The 22,220-nt window shown below is 39.6% G+C and carries 18 protein-coding genes; 9 read left to right on the top strand and 9 right to left on the bottom strand.

The features are described from left to right. Positions 1-217 precede the first annotated feature (217 nt). A complete protein-coding gene (locus tag CLNEO_RS11220; RefSeq protein WP_066088853.1) occupies positions 218-1,555 on the bottom strand; it encodes an NCS2 family permease in 1,338 nt (445 codons plus the stop codon). Between the two features lie 272 nt (positions 1,556-1,827). Between CLNEO_RS11220 and guaA the strand changes: the two genes are divergently transcribed. The 6 genes from guaA (at position 1,828) to CLNEO_RS11190 (ending at position 11,815) form a co-directional block, all read left to right on the top strand. Continuing rightward, positions 1,828-3,366 (top strand): glutamine-hydrolyzing GMP synthase, encoded by a 1,539-nt coding sequence (gene guaA / locus CLNEO_RS11215; protein WP_066088850.1) that lies wholly within the window; start codon positions 1,828-1,830, stop codon positions 3,364-3,366. Positions 3,367-3,852: 486 nt separating this feature from the next. Beyond that, positions 3,853-6,870, top strand: coding sequence for an insulinase family protein (locus CLNEO_RS11210; protein ID WP_066088847.1), 3,018 nt, complete (start codon positions 3,853-3,855; stop codon positions 6,868-6,870). Positions 6,871-7,270: 400 nt separating this feature from the next. After that, complete coding sequence (locus CLNEO_RS11205) at positions 7,271-7,471, top strand: hypothetical protein (RefSeq protein ID WP_066088844.1); 201 nt, start codon at positions 7,271-7,273, stop codon at positions 7,469-7,471. A 142-nt stretch (positions 7,472-7,613) separates the two neighbouring features. Beyond that, positions 7,614-8,237: a TetR/AcrR family transcriptional regulator gene (locus tag CLNEO_RS11200; protein WP_066088841.1), complete on the top strand. Its 624-nt coding sequence runs from the start codon at positions 7,614-7,616 to the stop codon at positions 8,235-8,237. 78 nt (positions 8,238-8,315) lie between these two features. Continuing rightward, a complete protein-coding gene (locus tag CLNEO_RS11195) occupies positions 8,316-10,067 on the top strand; it encodes an ABC transporter ATP-binding protein (RefSeq protein WP_066088838.1) in 1,752 nt (583 codons plus the stop codon). Next, positions 10,064-11,815, top strand: a complete 1,752-nt coding sequence (locus tag CLNEO_RS11190) for an ABC transporter ATP-binding protein (protein ID WP_066088835.1) — start codon at positions 10,064-10,066, stop codon at positions 11,813-11,815. Before CLNEO_RS11195 ends, CLNEO_RS11190 begins: the two co-directional genes overlap by 4 nt. Before the next feature lie 80 nt (positions 11,816-11,895). On the opposite strand, the gene CLNEO_RS11185 is transcribed toward CLNEO_RS11190, so the two are convergent. From CLNEO_RS11185 to gap (CLNEO_RS11175), 3 genes are all read right to left on the bottom strand, one after another. Continuing rightward, complete coding sequence (locus CLNEO_RS11185; RefSeq protein WP_066088833.1) at positions 11,896-12,282, bottom strand: metal-dependent transcriptional regulator; 387 nt, start codon at positions 12,280-12,282, stop codon at positions 11,896-11,898. A 634-nt stretch (positions 12,283-12,916) separates the two neighbouring features. After that, positions 12,917-13,510 (bottom strand): TetR/AcrR family transcriptional regulator, encoded by a 594-nt coding sequence (locus tag CLNEO_RS11180; protein WP_066088830.1) that lies wholly within the window; start codon positions 13,508-13,510, stop codon positions 12,917-12,919. Between the two features lie 263 nt (positions 13,511-13,773). Further along, positions 13,774-14,793, bottom strand: coding sequence for a type I glyceraldehyde-3-phosphate dehydrogenase (gene gap, locus CLNEO_RS11175; protein ID WP_066088827.1), 1,020 nt, complete (start codon positions 14,791-14,793; stop codon positions 13,774-13,776). A 624-nt stretch (positions 14,794-15,417) separates the two neighbouring features. Here gap (CLNEO_RS11175) and CLNEO_RS11170 point away from each other — a divergent pair. Continuing rightward, on the top strand, positions 15,418-15,750 hold the full coding sequence (locus CLNEO_RS11170) for a DUF1622 domain-containing protein (RefSeq protein WP_201032912.1): 333 nt from the start codon (positions 15,418-15,420) through the stop codon (positions 15,748-15,750). Positions 15,751-16,110: 360 nt separating this feature from the next. Here CLNEO_RS11170 and gap (CLNEO_RS11165) read toward each other — a convergent pair whose 3' ends face one another. Then, positions 16,111-17,118: a type I glyceraldehyde-3-phosphate dehydrogenase gene (gene gap / locus CLNEO_RS11165; RefSeq protein ID WP_066088819.1), complete on the bottom strand. Its 1,008-nt coding sequence runs from the start codon at positions 17,116-17,118 to the stop codon at positions 16,111-16,113. A gap of 386 nt (positions 17,119-17,504) precedes the next feature. Here gap (CLNEO_RS11165) and CLNEO_RS11160 point away from each other — a divergent pair, with 386 nt between their 5' ends. Beyond that, complete coding sequence (locus CLNEO_RS11160; RefSeq protein ID WP_066088815.1) at positions 17,505-17,870, top strand: zinc ribbon domain-containing protein; 366 nt, start codon at positions 17,505-17,507, stop codon at positions 17,868-17,870. A gap of 215 nt (positions 17,871-18,085) precedes the next feature. Here the strand turns inward: CLNEO_RS11160 and CLNEO_RS11155 are convergent, their stop codons facing one another. From CLNEO_RS11155 to CLNEO_RS11145, 3 genes are read right to left on the bottom strand one after another with little or no spacing between them, the layout of a single operon-like run. Further along, a complete protein-coding gene (locus CLNEO_RS11155; RefSeq protein WP_066088813.1) occupies positions 18,086-18,799 on the bottom strand; it encodes a SigB/SigF/SigG family RNA polymerase sigma factor in 714 nt (237 codons plus the stop codon). A gap of 9 nt (positions 18,800-18,808) precedes the next feature. Then, positions 18,809-19,237, bottom strand: coding sequence for an anti-sigma F factor (gene spoIIAB / locus CLNEO_RS11150; RefSeq protein WP_066088811.1), 429 nt, complete (start codon positions 19,235-19,237; stop codon positions 18,809-18,811). Beyond that, positions 19,237-19,587 (bottom strand): STAS domain-containing protein, encoded by a 351-nt coding sequence (locus CLNEO_RS11145; protein WP_066088807.1) that lies wholly within the window; start codon positions 19,585-19,587, stop codon positions 19,237-19,239. The genes spoIIAB and CLNEO_RS11145 overlap by 1 nt, the downstream gene beginning before the upstream one ends. A 360-nt stretch (positions 19,588-19,947) precedes the next feature. On the opposite strand from CLNEO_RS11145, the gene sigK reads away from it, so the two are divergent. Beyond that, on the top strand, positions 19,948-20,628 hold the full coding sequence (gene sigK, locus CLNEO_RS11140; RefSeq protein WP_066088804.1) for an RNA polymerase sporulation sigma factor SigK: 681 nt from the start codon (positions 19,948-19,950) through the stop codon (positions 20,626-20,628). A 21-nt stretch (positions 20,629-20,649) separates the two neighbouring features. Here the strand turns inward: sigK and CLNEO_RS11135 are convergent, their stop codons facing one another. Next, positions 20,650-22,218, bottom strand: a complete 1,569-nt coding sequence (locus CLNEO_RS11135) for a recombinase family protein (RefSeq protein WP_066088800.1) — start codon at positions 22,216-22,218, stop codon at positions 20,650-20,652. Positions 22,219-22,220 lie beyond the last annotated feature (2 nt).

Raw genomic sequence — 22,220 nt, 5'->3', positions numbered from 1 at the left:
TTCCCATGTTGTATGTGCTAAACTATTATTAGTCATTTTGAATCCTCCTTTTGGTCTTTGATGTGGTTGGCAAACCTACATTTATTCTACCAAAGGAGGATTCGTGCTTACATCTAAAGAACAAACCTTTCCTACCACCGGCATAGCCGGTGGTTTTGTCAAGCTAAAGCGAACAAAAAAAGCCTGCCATTTTTTTCAAATGACAGACTTTCATGTTTTATCCCAAAATTAATTTAATAAAGAATAAAATGCCGATTATAATAATCACAGGGTTCAGTTCTTTTTGTCTGCCGCTCAGGAGCTTCAGTAATACATAAGAAATTACACCAAAAACCAAGCCTTCAGAAATACTGTAAGCAATAACCATCATTAAAATTGTAATAAATGCCGGAAATCCTTCTGTATAATCTCTAAAATCAATATCTCTTATATTCTCCACCATAAACAGGCCTACCACAACCAAAGCAGGTGTTGTTGCAAAAGAAGGGATTGTGGTCAAGATTGGAGAAAACAATAGTGCAACCAAGAAAAGAATTGCTGTTGTAAAAGAAGTCATACCTGTTCGGCCACCATCAGAAACACCAGATGCACTTTCAACGAAAGTGGTAACTGTGGAGGTACCCAAAACCGCACCAACTGTAGTTGCGCAGGCATCTGCAAACAACGCGCCTTTGATGCGAGGCAGCTTACCATTTTTATCAATGAATCCAGCTTTTGTGGAAACACCGATTAATGTACCTAAAGTGTCAAATAAGTCTACAAACAAAAATGCAAACACAACTGTAATAAAATCAATGATTTTAACACCACCAAAGTTCAACTTCATGGCAATGGGCGCAAGGCTTGGCGGCGTAGAGATAATACCTTGGGGAATTAAAGAATACATTCCCCCATCAATATTTACCACATAAATCCCCGTCATCTGACAAATAATACCCAAAACCCAAGTAGCAATAATGCCTAAGAACAAAGCACCTCTTACCTTTTTTACAACAAGGGCCAAAGTAATAATCGTACCAATTAAAGATAATGCCACGGAAACATTTTTTATATTGCCTAAGGCAACACAAACTGTAGCATTTGGAACAATCACACCAGCATTTTGCAGTCCGATAAAAGCAATAAACATACCGATACCAACACTGGTTGCTTTTTTCATGTTTACAGGAATTGCATTAAAAATTGCTTCTCTAATATTAACGGCAGAAAGTAAAATAAAAATAAGACCCTCGACAAAAACCGCTGCCAAAGCAACCTCCCAGCCATAGCCATACTGGCCGCAAACGGTAAATGCAAAGTACGCATTTAACCCCATCCCGGGAGCCAGTGCAAAGGGGTAGTTGGCAAAAAACGCCATGCACAATGTACCCAGTGCAGATGCAATACAGGTTGCCGTTAAAAGTGCACCCGGATCCATTCCCGTTGCGCTTAAAATGCTAGGATTCACTACAAGAATATATGCCATTGTCATAAATGTAGTTAAACCGGCAAATATTTCAGTTCTCATTGTAGTATTGTTTTCTTTTAGTTTAAACAAATTTTCAAATAAAACCATGTTTTTCCCTCCTTTTGGTAATAAAATGATAAAAAAAGTAAAATAAAGACAATGACTTTAAAATGATAGCAAAGTAAAGCTGGCCTGTCAACGGGTTACGGAAGTATATGCTACAAAGAATTTGAGAAGAAAACCGCTTATTTCATGGTTTTTTCTCTTGTCAATATTTGTGGGCTATGCTAATATAAACAAAGAACCTGCCGTCGGAGTTTTTCGGCGGCTTTTCTTTTCAATTAAACAGACGGTAATGAGATTTTTTATGGAGGTTAGCGATGAACCACGAAATGATTATCATATTAGACTTTGGCGGACAGTATAACCAATTGATTGCGCGCCGTGTCAGAGAGCATCATGTTTATTGTGAAATCATGCCTTGGAATAAGCCTATGGAAGAAATCGAGGCAAAAAATCCAAAAGGTATCATTTTCACCGGCGGACCCAATAGTGTGTACGAAAAAACATCCCCCCACTGTAATCCTGAAATTTTCCAGCTGGGCATTCCTGTTTTGGGTATTTGCTATGGCTGTCAGTTGATGGCATATACGCTGGGTGGTAAAGTTGGAAATGCAAATGAAAAGAGCGAATATGGAAAAACAGAGGTTGCTTTCGATACAAGCAGTAAACTGCTTAAAGGCATTGGTGAAAAAGAAATTTGCTGGATGAGTCATACTGATTTTGTGACGGAGCTTCCGGAAGGCTTCCGCATTGTTGGCAAAACAGCTACCTGCCCTGCCGCAGCCATTGAAAACCCCGAAAAAGGTTTTTATGGTGTACAATTTCATCCCGAAGTAAACCATACGCCCAGAGGCACCGATATGCTTCACAACTTCTTATATGAGGTTTGCCATTGCAGCGGCGACTGGACTATGACAAATTATATCGAAGATCAGATCAAAAAAATTCGTGAAAAGGTTGGGGATGGCAAGGCTCTTTGTGCCCTTTCCGGCGGTGTTGATTCCAGCGTTGTTGCGGCTCTGGTTTCTAAAGCAATCGGCAAACAGCTGACTTGCGTGTTTGTTGACCACGGCTTAATGCGTAAAAACGAGGGCGACGAGGTAGAAACGATATTTGATGGTTTTTTTGATTCTCATTTCGTTCGGGCTAACGCACAGGAACGTTTCTTGATGAAACTGAAGGGCATTACTGACCCCGAAGCAAAAAGAAAGACCATTGGCGAAGAATTCATTCGAGTTTTTGAAGATGAAGCCAAAAAAATAGGGAAAGTTGAATATTTGGTACAAGGAACCATTTACCCCGACGTCATCGAAAGCGGCTTAGGGGATTCGGCTGTGATTAAATCTCACCACAACGTGGGTGGCTTGCCTTCCGTTGTTGATTTTGAGGAATTGATTGAACCCTTACGCCTGTTGTTTAAAGATGAAGTGCGTCAGATGGGTATGGAACTTGGCTTGCCCGAAAATTTGGTATGGCGTCAGCCCTTCCCCGGCCCCGGCTTAGGCATCCGTGTCATTGGAGAGGTAACAGACGATAAATTGGAAATTTTAAGAGAAGCCGATGCAATCTTTCGTGAAGAAATTGCAAGCGCAGGTTTAGACCGCAGTATCAATCAGTATTTCGCGGTTATTACTGACGTTCGTTCCGTTGGTGTTATGGGGGACTTTAGAACCTATGACTATACCGTTGCCCTTCGTGGCGTTACAACCACTGACTTTATGACTGCCGACTGGGCACGGATCCCTTATGATGTGTTGGATCGCGTTAGCGTAAGAATTGTAAATGAAGTGAAACATGTAAACCGTATCGTGTATGATGTTACTTCGAAGCCGCCGGCTACGATTGAGTGGGAATAAATAAGCCAACCCCTGCGCACCTTAATATTACTAGGTTCGTAGGGGTTTTTATTCTCTAACCGTACTAAAAACATACTACTTTTTTTGAAAATTGATTTATCTAATTTTGATAGCATCAAAACCGCCCTTTCCATAGAACCAGTTTGATTATTTTTCCATAAAGAAAAGCTGCTTTTATTTCCGTTTGATTTAATTATATTCATCCAGCACAACTCTAACATTCCCTCTCTTTTGTTTTTCCTAACCGCTATTATGGCATTTGAATGAAATATTCCTAGAATAATGTTAAAGGGAATGTCCCCTATGACTGCATTTACATCAGTACCGCCCATTTCCCCTCTTTCCTTTAATGTCCTAAAAACACTCTATTCCCAGACTTAATAAAACATTGCTTTTGAAATTTACAAAACAATTTGTAAAGCACTGCTTCTTCTGTTAAAATTAATTAAGTAGCCAAACCAATGAAAAACAGAAAGTAGGGGTAAAATGAGGAAAAAAACTTTATTATTTTTTACAGCAATATGTATTACACTTTTATCGGTGGTCACGCCTATAAGGACTGTAAACGCCGGCGACGCACCTTCTTCACCAAAAATCGGGGATGTGATCCACGGCTTTGAGCTTACGGACAAAGCTTACGATTCCGCCATACAAGCCAACCAGTCTTTGTTTGTTCACCAGAAAACAGGTGCTAAATTTCTTGTGTTAAAAAACAGCGATACCAACCGTGGTTTTGCCATTAAATTTGATACCGTTGCAGAAAATAATAAAGGCATTAACCACATTCTGGAACATTGTGTTATGAGTGGCAGTAAAAAGTATCCTCTTAATGATCTCTTTTTTACATTGGATAATACAACCTATATTTCTTATACCAATGCATATACTTATCAAAATTTTACTACTTATCCCATTTGTTCTGCCAGTGAGGCACAATTATTAAAATCAGCAGACATTTATTTGGACGGGGTTTTTAACCCACTTTTGTTAGAAAACGAAAAAATATTTGAACGGGAAGGTATTCGCTATGAAATGATAGATGAAAGCTCCCCACTAAACTATAATGGCATTGTATATAATGAAATGCAGGGTGCTCTGGCAAATATAGAGAGAGCTTCCTACCATAATTCAATGAAAACTCTTTTTCCAAATAGTGCTCAAAATAATAATTCTGGTGGCAATCCAGAAGATATTTCCACTTTAACCTATACCGAGCTCATGGAAACCTATCATAAAAATTATCATCCTTCAAACAGCACAATGGTGCTTTACGGTGATGTAGACTATGAACCGTTTTTAAAACTGGCAGACGAAAATTATCTGTCAGCCTACAGCTATAGAGAGCATACTCTGGACAGAGGAACGAAACCAATCTTTCACCAACTGCAAGAAAGCACCTATGAATTCTCTGTTTCAGAAGACACTGATACCGAAAAAGCATCGGTTATTGAGCTTGTTTTTGCAACGAAAGATACAAGAAAAAATACTTTTGAAAGTCTTGTTACCTTAGATATTGCCGTAAATTTATTAAACCTTGATAGCTCCCAAATGAAACAAGCTCTGCTAAAAAGCAATATAGCGGATTCTTATGAAATATATTTGGATGATGGTATTTTTCAGCCTGTGGTTCATTTCGTTGCTGTCAATGCCGATCCCCAACGCAAAAGGGATTTTTATAACGTGGTAATGGCGGAATTAAAAAAATCCGTAAGCAATGGGTTTGATAAGGATTTTGTCAAAGCCTCCCTTCGTTCCTTGGAGTTTCAACGAGAAGTAGGCACTACAGAGAATACTGCATTAAACAGCCTACTTTTCGCAAGCATTTATGATAATACGTTAGGCAACCCTATGCCCAATTACGATGATGCCTTTAATAGCATAGCCTCCAAATTGGATGATCGGATTTTAGAAAATGCCATTGAAACTGAACTTGTGAATAATACTTCTGCAGCACTAACCGTCACCGTTCCTAAAGCAGGACAGCTTGAAAAACAACAGGAAGAAATTGCCCAAACACTTGCCCGCAAAAAAGCCTCTATGTCAGAGGCAGAAATCAAGGCATTGGTTCAGAAAACAGCAGATTTTAATGTTTGGAATAATCGTGAAATTTCCCAAGATACACTAGATTCCCTTCAGGCTGTAAGTCTCAATGAAATTGAAATAGAAATAACAGACAGAAATATAAGCGAAACCACCGTAAACGGCGTAAAGCTAATGCACGCCAATGCAGATGTCAATGCAATAAGTGCCATTTCCATAAATTTTGATTTAAGCCATCTAACCCCAGAAGAATTGTTGTATTTGCAGTTTTACAATGACATGATAAGAAGCGGAATGGCTACAGATCACAGAAAAGAAAATCAAATAATAAATGAAACCTTATATAAAAGCTATAACCAATCAACGGAAATAAAAGTGAATATGGATGATAAAAATGATACTTCTGCCCATCCTGTTTTTAGTGCAGATTATTATGGCTTTCAAGATGAATTTTCTGATTCTCTGGATTTGATTTCAGATATTTTATTAAATTCCAAAGTTTCAGATATTTCAACTTACTCCACCAGAACCATTGCAAATATTAAAAGTCGTTATCAAAATTTATTTACAGAACCCATTGACCTCGCTTTCATGCGTTCGTTGGCTTATTCCAGCCCCTCTTCCAGATATATTAATTATTTGAAAGGGTTAGATTATTATACTTTTGTTATGGCTTTAGAAACACAGCTTCAAACTACTCCCAATGAAGTGGCCGATAAAATAGCCCGTGTTCGCGCAAAAGCATTTAATAAAAATAATTTAACTATACTGTTGGCAGGAAATTCCACAGCAAAAAATAAATTTGAAGCGTCTATGGGGACCTTTACTCAGAAACTGCCTGATGTCTCCTATCCTAAAGCAGATTATATACTGCCTACACCAGCCAAAAGAGAGGCGCTAACTGGTGATTTAACTGTACAATACTTATTTGCAAATGCACCTTTATTAGAAAACGATGTACCTATCAGCGGTAAAAACCAGGTAATTGCCTGTATTTTGGATAATCTTTTTCTTGTACCTGAAATTCGCTTAAATGGGGGTGCATACGGTGTAGGCGCAATTTTTTATAATAATAATTATACTGTATATACCTATCGAGACAACACCTATGCAACTTCCCTAGCAGCCCTTAGCAAAACAGATGAATTCTTAAAAAGTCTGGACAGTAGTATGACGCAGAAGGCTTTGGAAACCTACAAATTGGCAGCCTATGCCTCAGCTACAAAAAGTTCGGGGGAATTAAAAAGTGCGTTAAATGCTTTAACACTCAATTGCATGGGTGTGACCACACTGGATTCAATTCATTACTTAAATGAAATAAAAGAAACCTCCCTTGAGGATATAGCCGTTTATGCTCAATATTTTGAAAATCTTAATAACGACATGAACTATGTAGTTTTTGCCTCCCCAAATGATATCGAGGCAAATAAAGATTTATTTGACAGGATAATTGCACTTCCTTAATTAGAGTTTCAGTACGTATCTTAAAGTAGATCCAGTGTATTTCAAGTTAAACCAGTTGACAAAGTAGCTCTTAAACTGTAGAATACCCCCTTTATTTCAACCCGAAATAAAGGGGGTATTCTGGTATTTATACTAATTTATTTTGTTATCCATGTAAACGACAGAAAACTGACATCGTCCCCATTACACCATTTCATATGAGGACACTTCCCCTTGTGCCCAGTTTCACAAATATCTGCTGGAGCTAAGATACTTGTTTATAATCATCCCATCCTATTTTACCTTGTATGGCAGGGAAATGAAACGGCTGAATTTCTTGACAACCAGCGGACGTAATATTTTCCTTAAAAGAATAAACCAATAGGTGCTTCAATTTCAGGATCAGAAGGATAATGAAAAGATGAAGCATAAAATACAGTTTCAACAAAAATACCCAAGATATCAAGCTGAAAAACCTGATGCCTTGCGTTTTATCCCAGAGCCGCTCTATTTATTAATTCTGAATTTTATCATTATCATTGTTTTCTATGTGATTACAGATTTCCATATAGTATTTTTCACACAAGTCATGCTCGATTTTCCAGGCAATCCAACCGAGTGAATTCCGTGTCAATCAAACATATGAGATCTGAAAAGATTTGTGCATTATACTTGACAAATTTAAAATAGATTGCTAAAGTGATAATTAAATTATCGATAATTAAGTTATCACTTTTATATTATCTAGTTAAGAGGTGTGCAGCATGTCAAAGCCCGATCATTCCATCGATCCCCGCATCAGGGAAAGCGCAAAAAAAGAATTTTTAGCCTACGGTTTTGAAAAAGCATCCTTAAAAGCGATCTGCGAAAATGCCAAGATTACCACCGGCGCCCTATATAAGCGATATAAAGGTAAAGAAGATCTGTTTTGTTCCGTTGTCGCAGATACAGTTGCAGACCTCAATGGTGTGGTGGAACAAAGATGTGCCGTGGACGTAAATGATTTGTCCGATGATGCACTGATGAAGGCCTGGGATATGGATGAAGAAGCTATGCTGTGGTGGTTTCAATTTCTGTATGCCCGTCGAGACAACTTTGTTCTGCTAATCAAATGCGCAGATGGTACAGAGTATTCCAATTTTCAGCACGACTGGGTTGAAAAAATGACCGTGAAAAGCTACGAATACTTTTGTGAGGCACAGAAACGGGGGCTAACGTATGTGAATGTTTCCATGGAAGAAATGCACATCCTGCTTTCCGCATTCTGGACAACAATATACGAGCCATTTATCCACCACTATGCATGGGAACAAATGGAGGCCCATTGCAAACTGGTCTGCGACCTGTTCAACTGGCAGCGTGTATTGGGGTTTGGACTTCCTACATAAATCTATAAACGGTAGGAAGTGTTTTTATATCCTAAAGTTAGACAAAGCTAACCACTATATAATAAAGGAGGATGCCACTTGTTTAAAAAAGTTCTGGAATATACCGGCGAGTACCGCAAGACGACGTATGCGGCTGTTGTTGCCATGCTAATCGGTATCGTAATGAACGTCATGCCATTTTTGTTTATCTATCAAATTATCAAACCGTTACTGATGCGTGAGACGCTGACAGCGGGATATGTACTCTGGCGCATTGCAGCCATAGCGGTCTGCGTTCTTCTGTACGCTGTGTTCTATGTGTGGGGACTTTCCCTTTCCCACCGCAGTGCCTACAATACACTGAAGAATCTGCGTATCTCTCTTCAAGGAAAGCTGGAAGCGCAACCGTTGGGAGCTATTCAGGAAAAGGGTGTCGGCTCCATCAAAAAGATGTTCATTGATGACATCGAAACGATTGAGCTGCTGCTTGCTCATGCACTTCCCGAGGGAATCGCCAATCTGGCCGTTCCGGCCATAGTGTATGTAGGAATGTTCCTCGTGGACTGGAAGCTGGCGCTTCTTGCACTTTGCTCCCTACCTCTTGGATTGCTTGCCATGATGACCATGTATAAAATCGGCATAGACAAAATGGGAAGCTACTATGCGGCGGCGCAGAAGATGAACAACACCATTGTAGAATACATAAACGGTATGGAGGTTGTCAAGGTCTTTAACCGGGACGGTGAATCCTATCACCGATTTGAGGGAGACGTGAAGAGCTATCGGGATTTCACGCTGGCTTGGTATAAGGCCAGCTGGCCCTGGATGGCGCTGTATAACAGTATTTTGCCCACAGCTTCACTGTTCGTCCTTCCTATAGGCGCATATCTGGTGCTTCAAGGCTACTCGGTTCTTCCGGATTTCGTGCTGGTTTTGTGTATGTCCTTGGGAATAGGTGCCCCTCTTCTCAGAGCCATGAGCTTCATTGGCACACTGCCCCAGATCAACTACAAAATCGAAACCCTTGAGCAGATGCTGAGCACCCCGCCGTTGCAGCAGTCCCATAAACCATTTGAAGGAAAAGATCATTCCGTACAATTTGACTCCGTTCGTTTTGCCTACAAGGACGCCGAGGTACTTCACAATATCTCGCTTACAGTTCCGGAGGGCAGTCTGACCGCACTTGTGGGTAAATCCGGCAGTGGCAAATCAACCCTAGCCAAGCTACTCGTCCATTTCTACGATGTGACCCACGGCGCAATAAAGATAGGCGGGCAGGACACCCGTGATATGAGTCTGGAAACGCTAAACAATCAGATCTCCTATGTGGCACAGGAACAGTTTCTGTTCAATATCAGTCTTCTTGAAAATATTCGCCTCGGCAGGCTGAACGCGACGGATGAGGAGGTTATGCAGGCAGCAGAAAAGGCGCAGTGCGGGGAATTTCTGGCAAGGCTTGAAAACGGGATTTATACCATGGCCGGCGACGGTGGAAAACAGCTTTCCGGCGGCGAACGCCAGCGCATTTCACTGGCTCGGGCGATTTTAAAAAATGCCCCCATTGTTGTTCTTGATGAGGCAACGGCGTTTATGGATCCGGAAAACGAGGAGAAGATGAATGAAGCCATCGCCGAGGTCATCTGTGGAAAAACTGTCATTGTCATCGCGCACCGGTTGCACTCCATTGTGAATGCGGATCAAATTTGTGTCCTAAATTCCGGCAGCGTCGCAGCAACCGGAACCCATGGGGAGTTGCTTGATGGCTGCCTGGAGTATCAAAAGCTCTGGCAGGCTGCCGAAGGCAGCGCAAGATGGAAGGTCAGCACAGAGAAAGGAGATGAAAACGAATGATTGCTTTAATGAGACGCATCCTTACGGTTTCCGGAAAGTACAAGGGCAGAATTCAATTGGCATTTGTATTCTCTTTTTTAAAATCTTTTTTGGCAAAAGCGCCCATTGGCCTTGGATTCTTTGCTCTTGCCGCATTTTATAACGGCACTGCAAGTCCGGATATGTGCCTGTGGATCGGGATTGCCATGGCCGGAAGCGTACTGCTGCAGGTTCTGTTCCACCATATAGCGGACCGACTACAGTCAGCAGCGGGGTTTATGGTGTTCGCCGAGAAGCGTATGGAACTGGGCGCCCATCTGCGTAAAATGCCCATGGGCTATTTTACAGAAGGAAACATTGGCAAGATCAGCTCGGTGCTGTCTACCGATATGGTATTTATTGAGGAAAACTGCATGATGGTACTCGCAGATATGATGAGCTATATCTTTGCGGAAGCCATCCTATTGGTATTTATGCTTTTCTTTAACGTATGGCTGGGTTTTGCAGGCATCGTTATCCTTCTTATCATCCTCCCTGTTGCACGAGGAATGAAAAAAGAGAGCCTTGTAGATTCGGCCATCCGTCAGGAACAAAGCGAGAACCTAACAGAATCAGTTCTGGACTTCACGGAGGGTATCGGCATCATCAAAACCTATAACCTGATGGGTGAAAAGTCCAAGGAGCTTTCGGACAACTTCCGGGAAAGCTGCCGGATCAGCATTCAATTTGAGGAAAACCATTCACCGTGGCAGCGCTGGCTGAATATCCTCTACGGCTTTGGTGCAGTGGTGATTATCGCTCTCTCTGCGTATTTAAATTCCCGTGGGTTGATGGATGTAACATTCTTTGTGGGCATCATGCTCTTTGTGTTCGACCTTTTCGGCCCGCTCAAAGCTCTATACAGCCAGAGCGCACGGCTGACGGTTATGAACAGCTGTATGGATCGCATCGAGGCGGTATTCGCCGAGCATGAGCTGCCGGATAACGGTCAGAATAGCATTCCGGAAGCAAGCCAATCCCCGGAAGTAGAATTTAGAAATGTGAGTTTTGCCTACGGGGATAAAGATGTGCTGCACAACGTTTCCTTTGACTTGAACCGAAACAGCATGCTGGCGCTGGTTGGCCCATCCGGGGGTGGAAAATCCACAATTGCCAGCCTTCTGACCCGCTTCTGGGACGTCAAATCCGGGCAGATTTTGATTCGTGGCAAAGATGTGCGTGAAGTGCAGCTCAGTGACCTGATGAACCATATCAGCATGGTATTCCAACGGGTATACCTGTTTCAAGATACCATCTATAACAACATCAGCATGGGACGCCCCGATGCCAGCGAAGCCGAGGTACTGGAGGCCGCTAAAAAGGCAAGATGCTATGATTTCATTATGGCATTGCCGGAGGGTTTCCAAACCATGGTCGGCGAGGGCGGCGAGACTCTTTCCGGAGGCGAAAAACAAAGAATTTCCATTGCACGCTGCATTTTGAAGGATGCGCCCATCGTAATTCTAGACGAAGCCACCGCTAGTGTGGATGCAGATAACGAGAGCTATATTCAGCAAGCCATTAGTGAACTTTGCAAAGGCAAAACCCTGCTCGTCATCGCTCACAGGCTAAATACCATCCGCAGCGCCGACAAAATACTGGTCATTGCGGACGGTAAAATCGCTCAGAAAGGAACGCATGACGAACTGATGAATGCTGGCGGAATCTACCGAGATTTCGTGAATGTTCGGCAAAACAGCCGGGGGTGGAGCCGCAGGAACGCAGTGTGATAGGAGCATAGGAATAACCAAACGGCTGAAAACAGTATTCTTACAAAACTGTTTTCAGCCGTTTTCGTGTACCAGAAATATTATTTCTGAATTTTAACATTATCATTGTTTTCCACGTGTTTACGGATTGCCTTAAAGCTTTTTTCGCTCAGGTCATGCTCAATTTTACAGGCATCCGTGCGGGCAGTTTCTAGGTCAACGCCCAGAGCAACGAGAAATTCCGTCAATAGCTTATGGCGTTCATACATGCGCGTAGCAATCTCCATACCTGCTTCTGTCAACGTTATCAAATTATTTTCGTCCATAGTAATATATCCGTTTTCTCTCAGCCGCTTTGTGGCATAGGATACACTGGGCTTTTTAAAGCCTAATTCCTCCGCAATGTTGATAGATCGGATGTATCCGTACTTTTCCTGAAGCATCAGCATCATTTCAAGATAATCCTCCGCAGATTTTCGGATTTCCATGCCGTGCGGCCCCCCTTCTGCCTATTTTATACACACGTTAGCACAATCAAACCTAAAACGCAAGTTTTCAAGATCAGAAGTTAACAGTCATTGGAAAAGTTAACAAACTATTCGTATTATCGTTTACTATTTTGCCGTGAAGTAAACCATCTTGCGTTTTGACTTTATGGTCTTTTATACATATTTTTGCAAAATATATGAAAAGATTGGTGGGGCAGAAGGTATGTAATCACTTTATGATGAAAAATATGCAGGGAACAGTCCTCCGATTTTCTTAAATTCGGAGGGCTGTAAGTAATTTTGGCACTCAGATACTTTTTATTTTAAGGATACGACACCGTAACAGCTCCCATTGCCCGTGGTGAAATCATCTGCCCGACGAATACCGCATCCATAAAATTATAAAGACCCATTACCACCATGCCTATAATTGCAGACAGGCTAAGAGAAATCATTAGTCAAAAGGGTTTTTCCGTAATCAGTTTTGTTCTTGCAGTTTTGTTCTTGCAGTTTTGTTCATGCATCTTTAACTTGCTCCAAAAATCTTCCCCTTGAAGTTATATTTAACTAACTAAGCTGCTTATTTTTAGGCAGTCCCAGAACCGCCTATTGAATGACTAATATGGTTTGTTACTCAGCCGCAGCTGAAGAATTGTTTCAGCCGGCGAATATATACATTTGCATCTTCTTTGCTCATATCATGGACTGCTATTTCAAAAATGCCTGACCAATAAGAGCTGCACAGAATATGCAAAAGCTCCGGCGTAAGGCGTTTAGAAACAATTGCATCGTTGCCGATTGACTCGATATACTTCATAGTATATGCTGCATCATATTCAACGACATTAAGTTTGAAGTCGGAAAACACCGTTCCTTCCGCATGATATACAAGCAATTTAAAAGCAGAAAAATCATCATAAATCATATCAATCAGCAAATTCTGTAGATTGTCTGTGTATTCCAGCATTTTGTCCCAATTCATCGGAGCCATTTTATCAAAAATATCGAGTTCCTCTTGAAATTTTTGTTCAAAGTTATCGGCTGTTGACTTCACAAGAGCATTAAATATTCCGGCTTTATCCTTAAATCTTGTATATATGGAGCTTGTGCTGGTATTTGCATTTTCTGCAATAACACGCAAGGAAGCATCCTTAAACCCTTTTTCTAAAAACTCTTTTTTTGCACATGACAATAATTTATCTGTACCCCCCTCCATCTGCTTTGCCATATTTTCACCCCAACTCAACATTCGTAACATTGTTATATAACACTGTTGCGAAAGTACCCTGCTTTTCTAATTTTGTCAATCCTATATAGTAGGCTTTGGAGACAAAACACAATCAAATAAGTATTCCTCTGCAATTGTGCTTATCTTCATAAAAAAACTCCTTTCTCTTGTTTATTTCAAGTAAAAGAAAGAAGTTTCATTGTCATAACAGAGGTTTAGTATTGATAAACAATAATTATAATAAAACTCAATAAATATTGAAATTACTGGTTATCTACAGCATGCATATGAGCAATTAAATCAACCACCTTATTGCTGTAGCCCCATTCATTGTCATACCAAGCAATTAATTTTACAAAGTTATCATCCAGCATAATTCCTGCTTTTTCGTCAAAAATACAGGTGTTTGAATCACCTAAAAGATCACAGGAAACGATTTCATCGTTGATATAACTAATAATGCCCTTCATTGTCGTTTCCGAAGCCTCTTTTACCTTGGCACAAATTTCCTCATAGGTAGTAGGTGTTTTTAAACGTGCCGTTAAATCAACCACAGAAACGTCATTTGTAGGCACGCGGAAAGACATTCCAGTTAATTTCCCTTGCAATTCGGGAATAACCCGGCCCACCGCCTTTGCAGCACCTGTGGAAGAAGGAATAATGTTCCCAAAAACAGACCGTCCCGTTCTCCAGTCCCGCCCCGCTCTGGCATCTACCGCTTTTTGCTTTGCCGTTGCCGAATGAATTGTGGACATTAATCCCTGCTCAATACCAAAGCTATCATGGACAATCTTAACTAATGGCGCCAAACAGTTTGTTGTGCAAGAAGCATTTGATACAATGTCATACTCAGGCTTATATTCCATATGGTTTACGCCCATTACAAATGTTGGCATAACGATGTCCTTGGAAGGTGCCGTTAATATTACTTTCTTTGCACCGCCAATTTTATGTAATCCAGCCTTTAAAACCGTATTGAATGCGCCTGTAGATTCAATAATATATTCAGCTCCGCAATCGGCCCAGTTAATTAAACCTGCATCGCTTTCACTGAAAACACGAATTTTTTTCCCATTGACAATAATACAGTTTTCTCCTGTTTCAATTTGTCCATGAAAACGTCCAAAAACACTGTCATATTTCAACTGATAAACCATATAGTCCAATTCAGCATTTCTTAAATTGATTCCGCAAAGTTCAAACTCGTCCTGTCGGTTCATTAACACTCTAAAAACCACTCTGCCTATACGCCCAAAACCATTGATACCCACTTTAATTGCCATTTGTGTATCCCCTCTCGTTGTTTGAAAAACTTTTTCGCAAGGCTTATTTTAGCACAATTAATAGGAAAAAAAGCCAAAAATAAGGAAAAAAATAATTTTCAGAACTCTAACCATAAGTGCCCCTTTTTCTGATTTTAAGTTTATGAAAACTTGCTACCGACGTGGGACGTTTTTCGTCCAATTTCATATTTTTATATGAAAAAGTGGGACATTTTTTGTCCTATTTTTAAATGGGCTTTTTTATAAACAATTTTAACATAGACAAAATACTTCGTATTTTTAAAAAATTTCAACTTTATTTCAATTATTCATTGGTAAACTATTTGCCAATACGCTACTTGTGAAACCATTTTTTTCCTTCCCTATATTGTATTGACCTTATTCTTGCTCATTATCTCTAGCAAAATATCGCAAAGACTTATGTCCTGGAAAAATTTACTCTACATATAATACTTTATTTTTTTCGACAAATTATTATTTTTCTTTCAGTTAAAATAATATACAATCCATCTATGTCATAGTAAAACAGTGGAATTTTGTATAAAGAAGTAATATTCTATAGCTTTTTGTATAAAAACGTGGTAAAATAAATTAAAATATTTTAGAAAGGAGCTGACCTAAATTATGGATTTTTTACACATAATTTTGTTAACAGTCACAGAGGCTGCAATTGTTTTGTTTGAATTTGTAGGTGTGAGTGTGCTTATTGTTTCGGGCATCTATGGAATATATAGCTATATTCGTCGCGATCCTCTTGCTCGTCTTAACCTTTGCAAAGGAATGGCAATGGCCCTTGAATTCAAGCTTGGCGGTGAAATTTTGCGTACTGTTGTAGTGCATGATTTTTCTGAGCTCTTAATCGTAGGTGCTACTATTGTGCTGCGAGCTGCATTAGCTTTCTTGATCCATTGGGGCATTAAAAATGAGGAATCAATTGATCCCCACGGTGAACACTAAATGGTACTGTTTCAAAAAAATTAAGCTTGACGGGCAAGAAAGAAAACAAATTACTGATACGATATACTCACTGCCCTTATGTGAAGCTTTTTACTTTCAACCATCTTGATGAAACCTGTTTTTTCCTCTCTCTTTGAAAAGCTTTTGCAAGGATGTTTCACTTCTAGCTATTTTTTAATATTAATAATAAAATTAGGACTCAGAGGAGCCCTAGAATGACAAAAAATACCCCTTCTCTATTATCTCTAATAAAGAAAAGGGGTATTTATTTTTAACTTGTCTCTTTAAAAACCAAGTCTAACACAAAAATATTATCAAGCCACAAATTTTCCATTTCTAATAAAATACTCAAAACTTTTGTTATGCATTATCCACATGATACATATGAATAATCAAATCCAAGGCTTTGTTGCTATAGCCCCATTCATTGTCATACCAGCTAACAAGCTTTACAAAGTTATCATTCAATGCAATCCCTGCCTTTGCATCAAAAATTGAAGTATGTGCATCAGTCAAAAAGTCAGAGGAAACAACATCTTCTTCTGTGTAATCCATAATACCCTTCATTTCATTTTCGCAAGCTTTTTTGATTGCTGCCTTAATTTCTTCATAGGTTGCAGGCTTTGCCAAACGGCAAGTCAAATCCACAACGGAAACATCGATTGTAGGAACTCGGAAAGACATGCCCGTTAGTTTTCCATTCATTTCAGGAATAACCTTTCCTACAGCCTTCGCTGCACCGGTAGAGGAAGGAATAATGTTGGCAGAAGCCGCACGTCCACCTCTCCAATCCTTTTTAGAAGGACCATCCACTGTTTTTTGTGTTGCAGTCTGAGAATGTACTGTAGTCATTAAGCCCTCTACAATACCAAAATTATCGTTAATAACCTTAGTTAAAGGTGCTAAGCAGTTCGTTGTGCAAGAAGCGTTGGAAACAATTTTCATTTCGCTTGTATAGGTATTGTTGTTTACACCCATTACAAACATAGGAGCATCCGCAGAAGGTGCAGAAATAACAACCTTTTTTGCACCACCATTAAAGTGTGCCGCCGCCTTATCCATGGTTGTAAACAACCCTGTGGATTCCAATACATATTCCGCACCGGTTTCCTTCCAAGGGATTTCCTTGGGATCCATACAATTATAAACAGTAACTTCCTTACCGTTTACCACAAGCTTCCCATCTTTTTCTTCCATTTTTGCATTGAAACGGCCATGGGCTGAATCATACTTCAGCATATAAATCATATACGCAACATCAATGAAAGGATCATTTACAGCAACAACATCCGCGTCCCCACGCTCTATTGCTGCTCTAAACACCAATCGACCAATTCGGCCAAACCCGTTAATACCAACTTTTACCATATAAATTCCTCCTCAAATTTAATAGATAATTGTAATTTTCGGCAAAACAATTACCTATTCTACTATACCACATTTTTCTACTTAAAAAAAGAAAAATTGGCAAATTGCGGTGATTTCCGCATTAAAAACTCTAAAACCATTTTCATTCTTCCCAAGCATACAAAGACCATCAACTTTAGTATTTTTCTGAACAGAACATATCAATAATTGATAACGTTAACAGCGCAGCCGATACGGCAAGAGAAACTGCACTCACTACCAAACGAGATACTTTCACAAAATTACCTCCCTTCGGAAAAGCTTGCAAATTATATGGAAATATTTTATCATGTTACCCATAAGAAGTAAAATAAAATCATTAAATTTTTATAAGGAAGTGTGTTTTTATGATTTTTATCGGTAGTATCGCCCAAGGTCAGAAGGATTTAGGCTTTATACAAACTTTAATTTGCAAAAAATGCGGACGCTACAGCAGTGTTTCCGTTTTCATGGTTTACACATACTTTAGCTTTTTCTTCATCCCCTTATTTAAATGGGGGAAAAAATATTATGCTGTTTCAAATTGCTGCCAAACCACGTTTTCTATCCCTGATGAAATAGGCAAAGCCATTGCGCGAGGAGAAGCTGTAACCTTACGGGAGGATGATCTTGAAATCGTAGGCACAAGTGTTTCTTATGCGCATTGCCCTGATTGCGGTTTTTTATTGTCCTCAGAATATACTTATTGTCCCAAATGCGGCAGAAAATTATAATCATTTTTGCAAAAAAAAAATTGGCTCATGACCACATAGTATAATATGCAGCATGAGCCAAATTCCATTCATCGGATATTTTAAATACAAGTACCTTTTTATTCAATCCAAACAAAAAAACTACTTTTTTTATGCCTTCAAAGCCATTTCAAAATTTATCAACCTTAAAAAAACGTTTTCGCCCTTTTTTTTGCCTAAACGCTAATTCAATTTCTTTATTCCCACGACAATCTTTTTTTCATACGTTCCAAAACCTTTTTTTCAATACGTGAAACCTGAACCTGTGAGATACCCATTCGTTTTGCAACCTCTGTTTGCGTTCGATCCTCAAAGTAACGAAGGACAATAATTTGTCTTTCCTTAACCTCAAGGCTATCCAAGGCTTCCATTAAGCAAAGGTGATTAATTACATGCTCTCCGTCTTCTTTTGCAGGCAGCTTGTCTTGAATTTGCAAATCCTCCTCATGGGCAATGGGCGCATTTAAGCTTTCCACTTCTTTTTTTGCCTCCAAAGCCGGAACGAGCTGTTCCACTTCAACCCCCAATGCATCGGCAAGCTCTTGCAGTGTTACCTCTCGATTGGTTTCTTGCTGAAGCTTTTCCTGCATTCGTTTTGCCTTGGCGGCCAATTCCTTTAGACTTCGGCTAATCTTTATTGTTCCATCATCCCGAAGAAATCTGCGTATTTCCCCAATTATCATAGGGACTGCATAAGTGGAAAATTTCACTTCAAAAGAAAAATCAAATTTTTCGATACATTTTAATAAGCCTATTGCACCGATTTGATAAAGATCCTCTATCTCTATGCCCCTGCCTTGAAACCGCCTTGCAACACTCCAAACCAAGCCCGAATTTTCTTGCAATAATATCTCCTTTGCCTCTTGATCTCCATCCTTTGCCTGCCGAATGAGTTCCATTGTCCTATCCATGGTATCCCCTCATTCCGTAGTCAATGATTTCTCCATATAAACTCGTGTACCTTCTCCTTGCTTGCTCTGTACTCTAACCCCATCCATAAAGGATTCCATGATTGTAAAACCCATTCCCGATCGTTCCAATTCCGGTTTGGAGGTATATAGGGGCTCTCGGGCTTGATTGATATCCGCAATCCCCGCCCCTTGATCGGCAACCTCTATGTAAATTTTTCCATCCTGGTAGCCGCAAAACAGTTCAACTTCCCCTGCCTTTTCTTCATATCCATGAATAATTGCATTTGTAACAGCCTCTGAAACCGCTGTTTTTATATCTGTAAGTTCAGCCAACGTTGGATCATACTGAGATAAAAAGGCTGCAGTCATAATTCTTGCAAGAGCTTCATTTTGGGACTTTGCGGCGAAAAATACACGAAATGCATTTTGATATTCCATTATTCCTTTCCTCCTTCCACATATTCCAAAGCCAAATCAATATTCGGGAATGATGGAATAAGAGATTGCATTGCCGATAGCAGAAAAATCTGTCCAACCCTATCATTTGCTTCTGCGATTGCAATTTTGCCTCCCAGCCTTTGGATATCCTTATATCGTCCAATCATTGCACCTATACCTGAACTGTCCATAAAAGAAACGCCACCCATACGAAAAACAATATTTTTTCCGCCCATTTTTTCTAAAGCACGCTCCGTTTCTCCTCGCAAAATCTCACAAGTATGATGGTCAATTTCTCCGTCAATTGTAATAATCAATGTCCTATTTCGTTTTAAAAATTTAAGCTCCATAAAATTCCTCCTTCCTTAAGATTCATTGATTTAATGTAGGGTGAGCAGTTTGTCAAGGAAATTGTTCAATTGGCAAGAAACAACGTGGCAATAGCAGCACTGCTGAAAGCCTTTTATCCCCGTCAAAAAAAATCCCAATTAAATGTGCCTACGAAATAAATCAACGTTTCCCTAATAACTATACATGATTTTTTGACTCTTGCTCTCAAAATCCATCATCAAAATCTCCCTTGACACGACATGTCCTCGAAAAAAAGGACAAAAAAACATTTTTTCAGACACGCACATAAGAAAACATTTTTTCATACAATAAATTTATAACACGTTTCCGCTGCGTTTTAAAAACTTGGGGGTGAGTATGTGCTGGTTTTTTTTGCAATTTTGCCTTTTTTATTTGCCTTTACTACTGCCGGGGCTTTTCCCAAACCACTATCTAAGGAAGACGAGGCCTTCTATTTAAACCTGTATCAAACAGGAAATGAAGGAGAGAAAAAAGAAGCAAAGGATAAGCTGATTCTCCATAATCTTCGGTTAGTAGCCCATATTGCAAAAAAGTACTCCTGTAATGCAAGAGATCCCGAAGAACTCATTTCCATCGGCGTAATCGGTTTAATTAAAGCAGTTAATTCATATAACACAGAGAAAAATGTCCGGCTGGTTTCATACGCAGCAAAGTGCATTCAAAATGAATTGCTCATGTGGCTAAGAAGTGGAAAAAAATTTCAAAATGACATTTCTCTCCACGAACCCATCGGTACCGACAGGGATGGAAACGAAATTGTAATGTTAGATATTATCAACAGCCACAATCCGGATTTTGTGGACACCATAGATTTTTCAATGAAATCAGAAAAAATGTTAGCGGCTATAAAAACCATTCTTTCCCCTCGTGAACAAACAGTCATTATACTGCGATACGGCTTATCTAATCAAGATATTCTAACACAACAAGAAATCGCAGAACGTTTAGGAATATCCCGTTCTTACTCTCCTGATATTATAGGGCTAAACTGTTTTAAAATAATTACTCCATTTAAATGACTATATCCCCTTTTTTTGATTTTACTGTTGATATATATCTTGAAACCTCCAGAAAACCTTTATGGAACCATTTTTTTCAACGAAAACTTCTACCACAAACGCTTCCACAAGCTGCTTTGTTACGCCTTGAAAAGGAACACCTTCATTTACGCTAAGACTTTTATCTAAACTATTTTGTGTTTTTGCGCGTAAGCAGATAATTTTATCCCGTTCCACGATAAGAGTATTTTGTGTTTTGTCGTAAAGCTTTTCCCACACCATTTTTTTATTGAGAAACGATTCTTTCTCCAGCTTATTTGCCTTATATAACTCATATAGCTGCATTTTTTTTAATGAAATTTGTTTCAGCTTTACTTCAAGCTGCTTTATATTGGCTTGCGCAATTAGAATGTTCCCTTGAGCTTGCTTGACTAAAAACCCCTGCAAATCCCCATCATAAATGATTGACAGCATTTTATTTGATAGAATCTGAATGATTTCCTCGATCCGCCTTTCTGCAATTTTTCCTTTATAACAGCCAAACTCCTCCGTAACACGGGGCGTAGTACAGCGAAATACAGCAGCTGCACCTTGAGGGTTTTTACCACCTGAAATTTCACGGGGAATCCTGTGGTTGCAAGCACCACAGCGAACTTTCTTCCATAAAGGATACGGCGCCTTTTTTTCCCTAGGCTGATGACTTTTGTGCTTTGCATTTACCAGATCAAAAGTCTCTCTGCCCACAATTGGCCCATGGGTATTGGGTACAATAATCCAATTTTTTTGGGGGACTGCTTTCGTTTGGCTGCTACCCACATTTTTGGGTACAACTTTTCCGTATACCCCATCTCCCACATACCTTTGGTCTTTTAAAATTTTTGATACTGCCCCAGGATGCCATAAATACTTTTTATTCACGGTAGCGCAAAAAAAATTTTCTTTTTTCATTTTTCGAAGCAGTAACGGGCTAGGGATCTTTTCACAATTAAGGGTACGAGCAATTTGAACTTGAGATGTACCCTCTAAAGCCATATTAAAAATCCTTTCCACAATAGGTGCAGCCTCTTTGTCAGCCACAAGCCGCTGTTCTTTCGTTTTTTCATAGCCATATGGCGCAAAGGCCGTAATAAACTTGCCTTCATTTGCTTTTGTTCGCCTTGCACTTATAATTTTTTGTGATAAATCCTTACTATATAGATCATTCATTAGATTTTGAAAGGCAGTTGCGGTAAACTCGCCGTTGACGGAACGCCTGGAGCTATCATAATTATCATTAACTGAAATAAATTGCACCCCTAAAAAAGGGAAAATTTGTTCAATATAGTTTCCCACCTCAATGTAATTTCGTCCAAAGCGCGAAAAATCCTTTACAATGATGCAGCCTATTTTTTCATTTTTCACTTCTTTCAGTAATTCTTGCACCCCCGGACGGTAAAAGTCTGTTCCGCTGTACCCATCATCGCAAAACTCCACAATTTCATAGGATGTAAGCCCATTATGATTCATTATGTAATGAAATATAAGTTCTCTTTGCCCTTGAATACTATTGCTTTCTTTTAAATTCCCATCCTCATCAGAAAGGCGTAGATAAATTCCCATTCTTTTGGTCAAGC

The organism is Anaerotignum neopropionicum (assembly GCF_001571775.1).
Taxonomy (GTDB): domain Bacteria; phylum Bacillota; class Clostridia; order Lachnospirales; family Anaerotignaceae; genus Chakrabartyella; species Chakrabartyella neopropionicum.
Note: the sequence above shows the minus strand (reverse complement) of the source record. Positions and strands in the feature narration are given on the sequence as shown.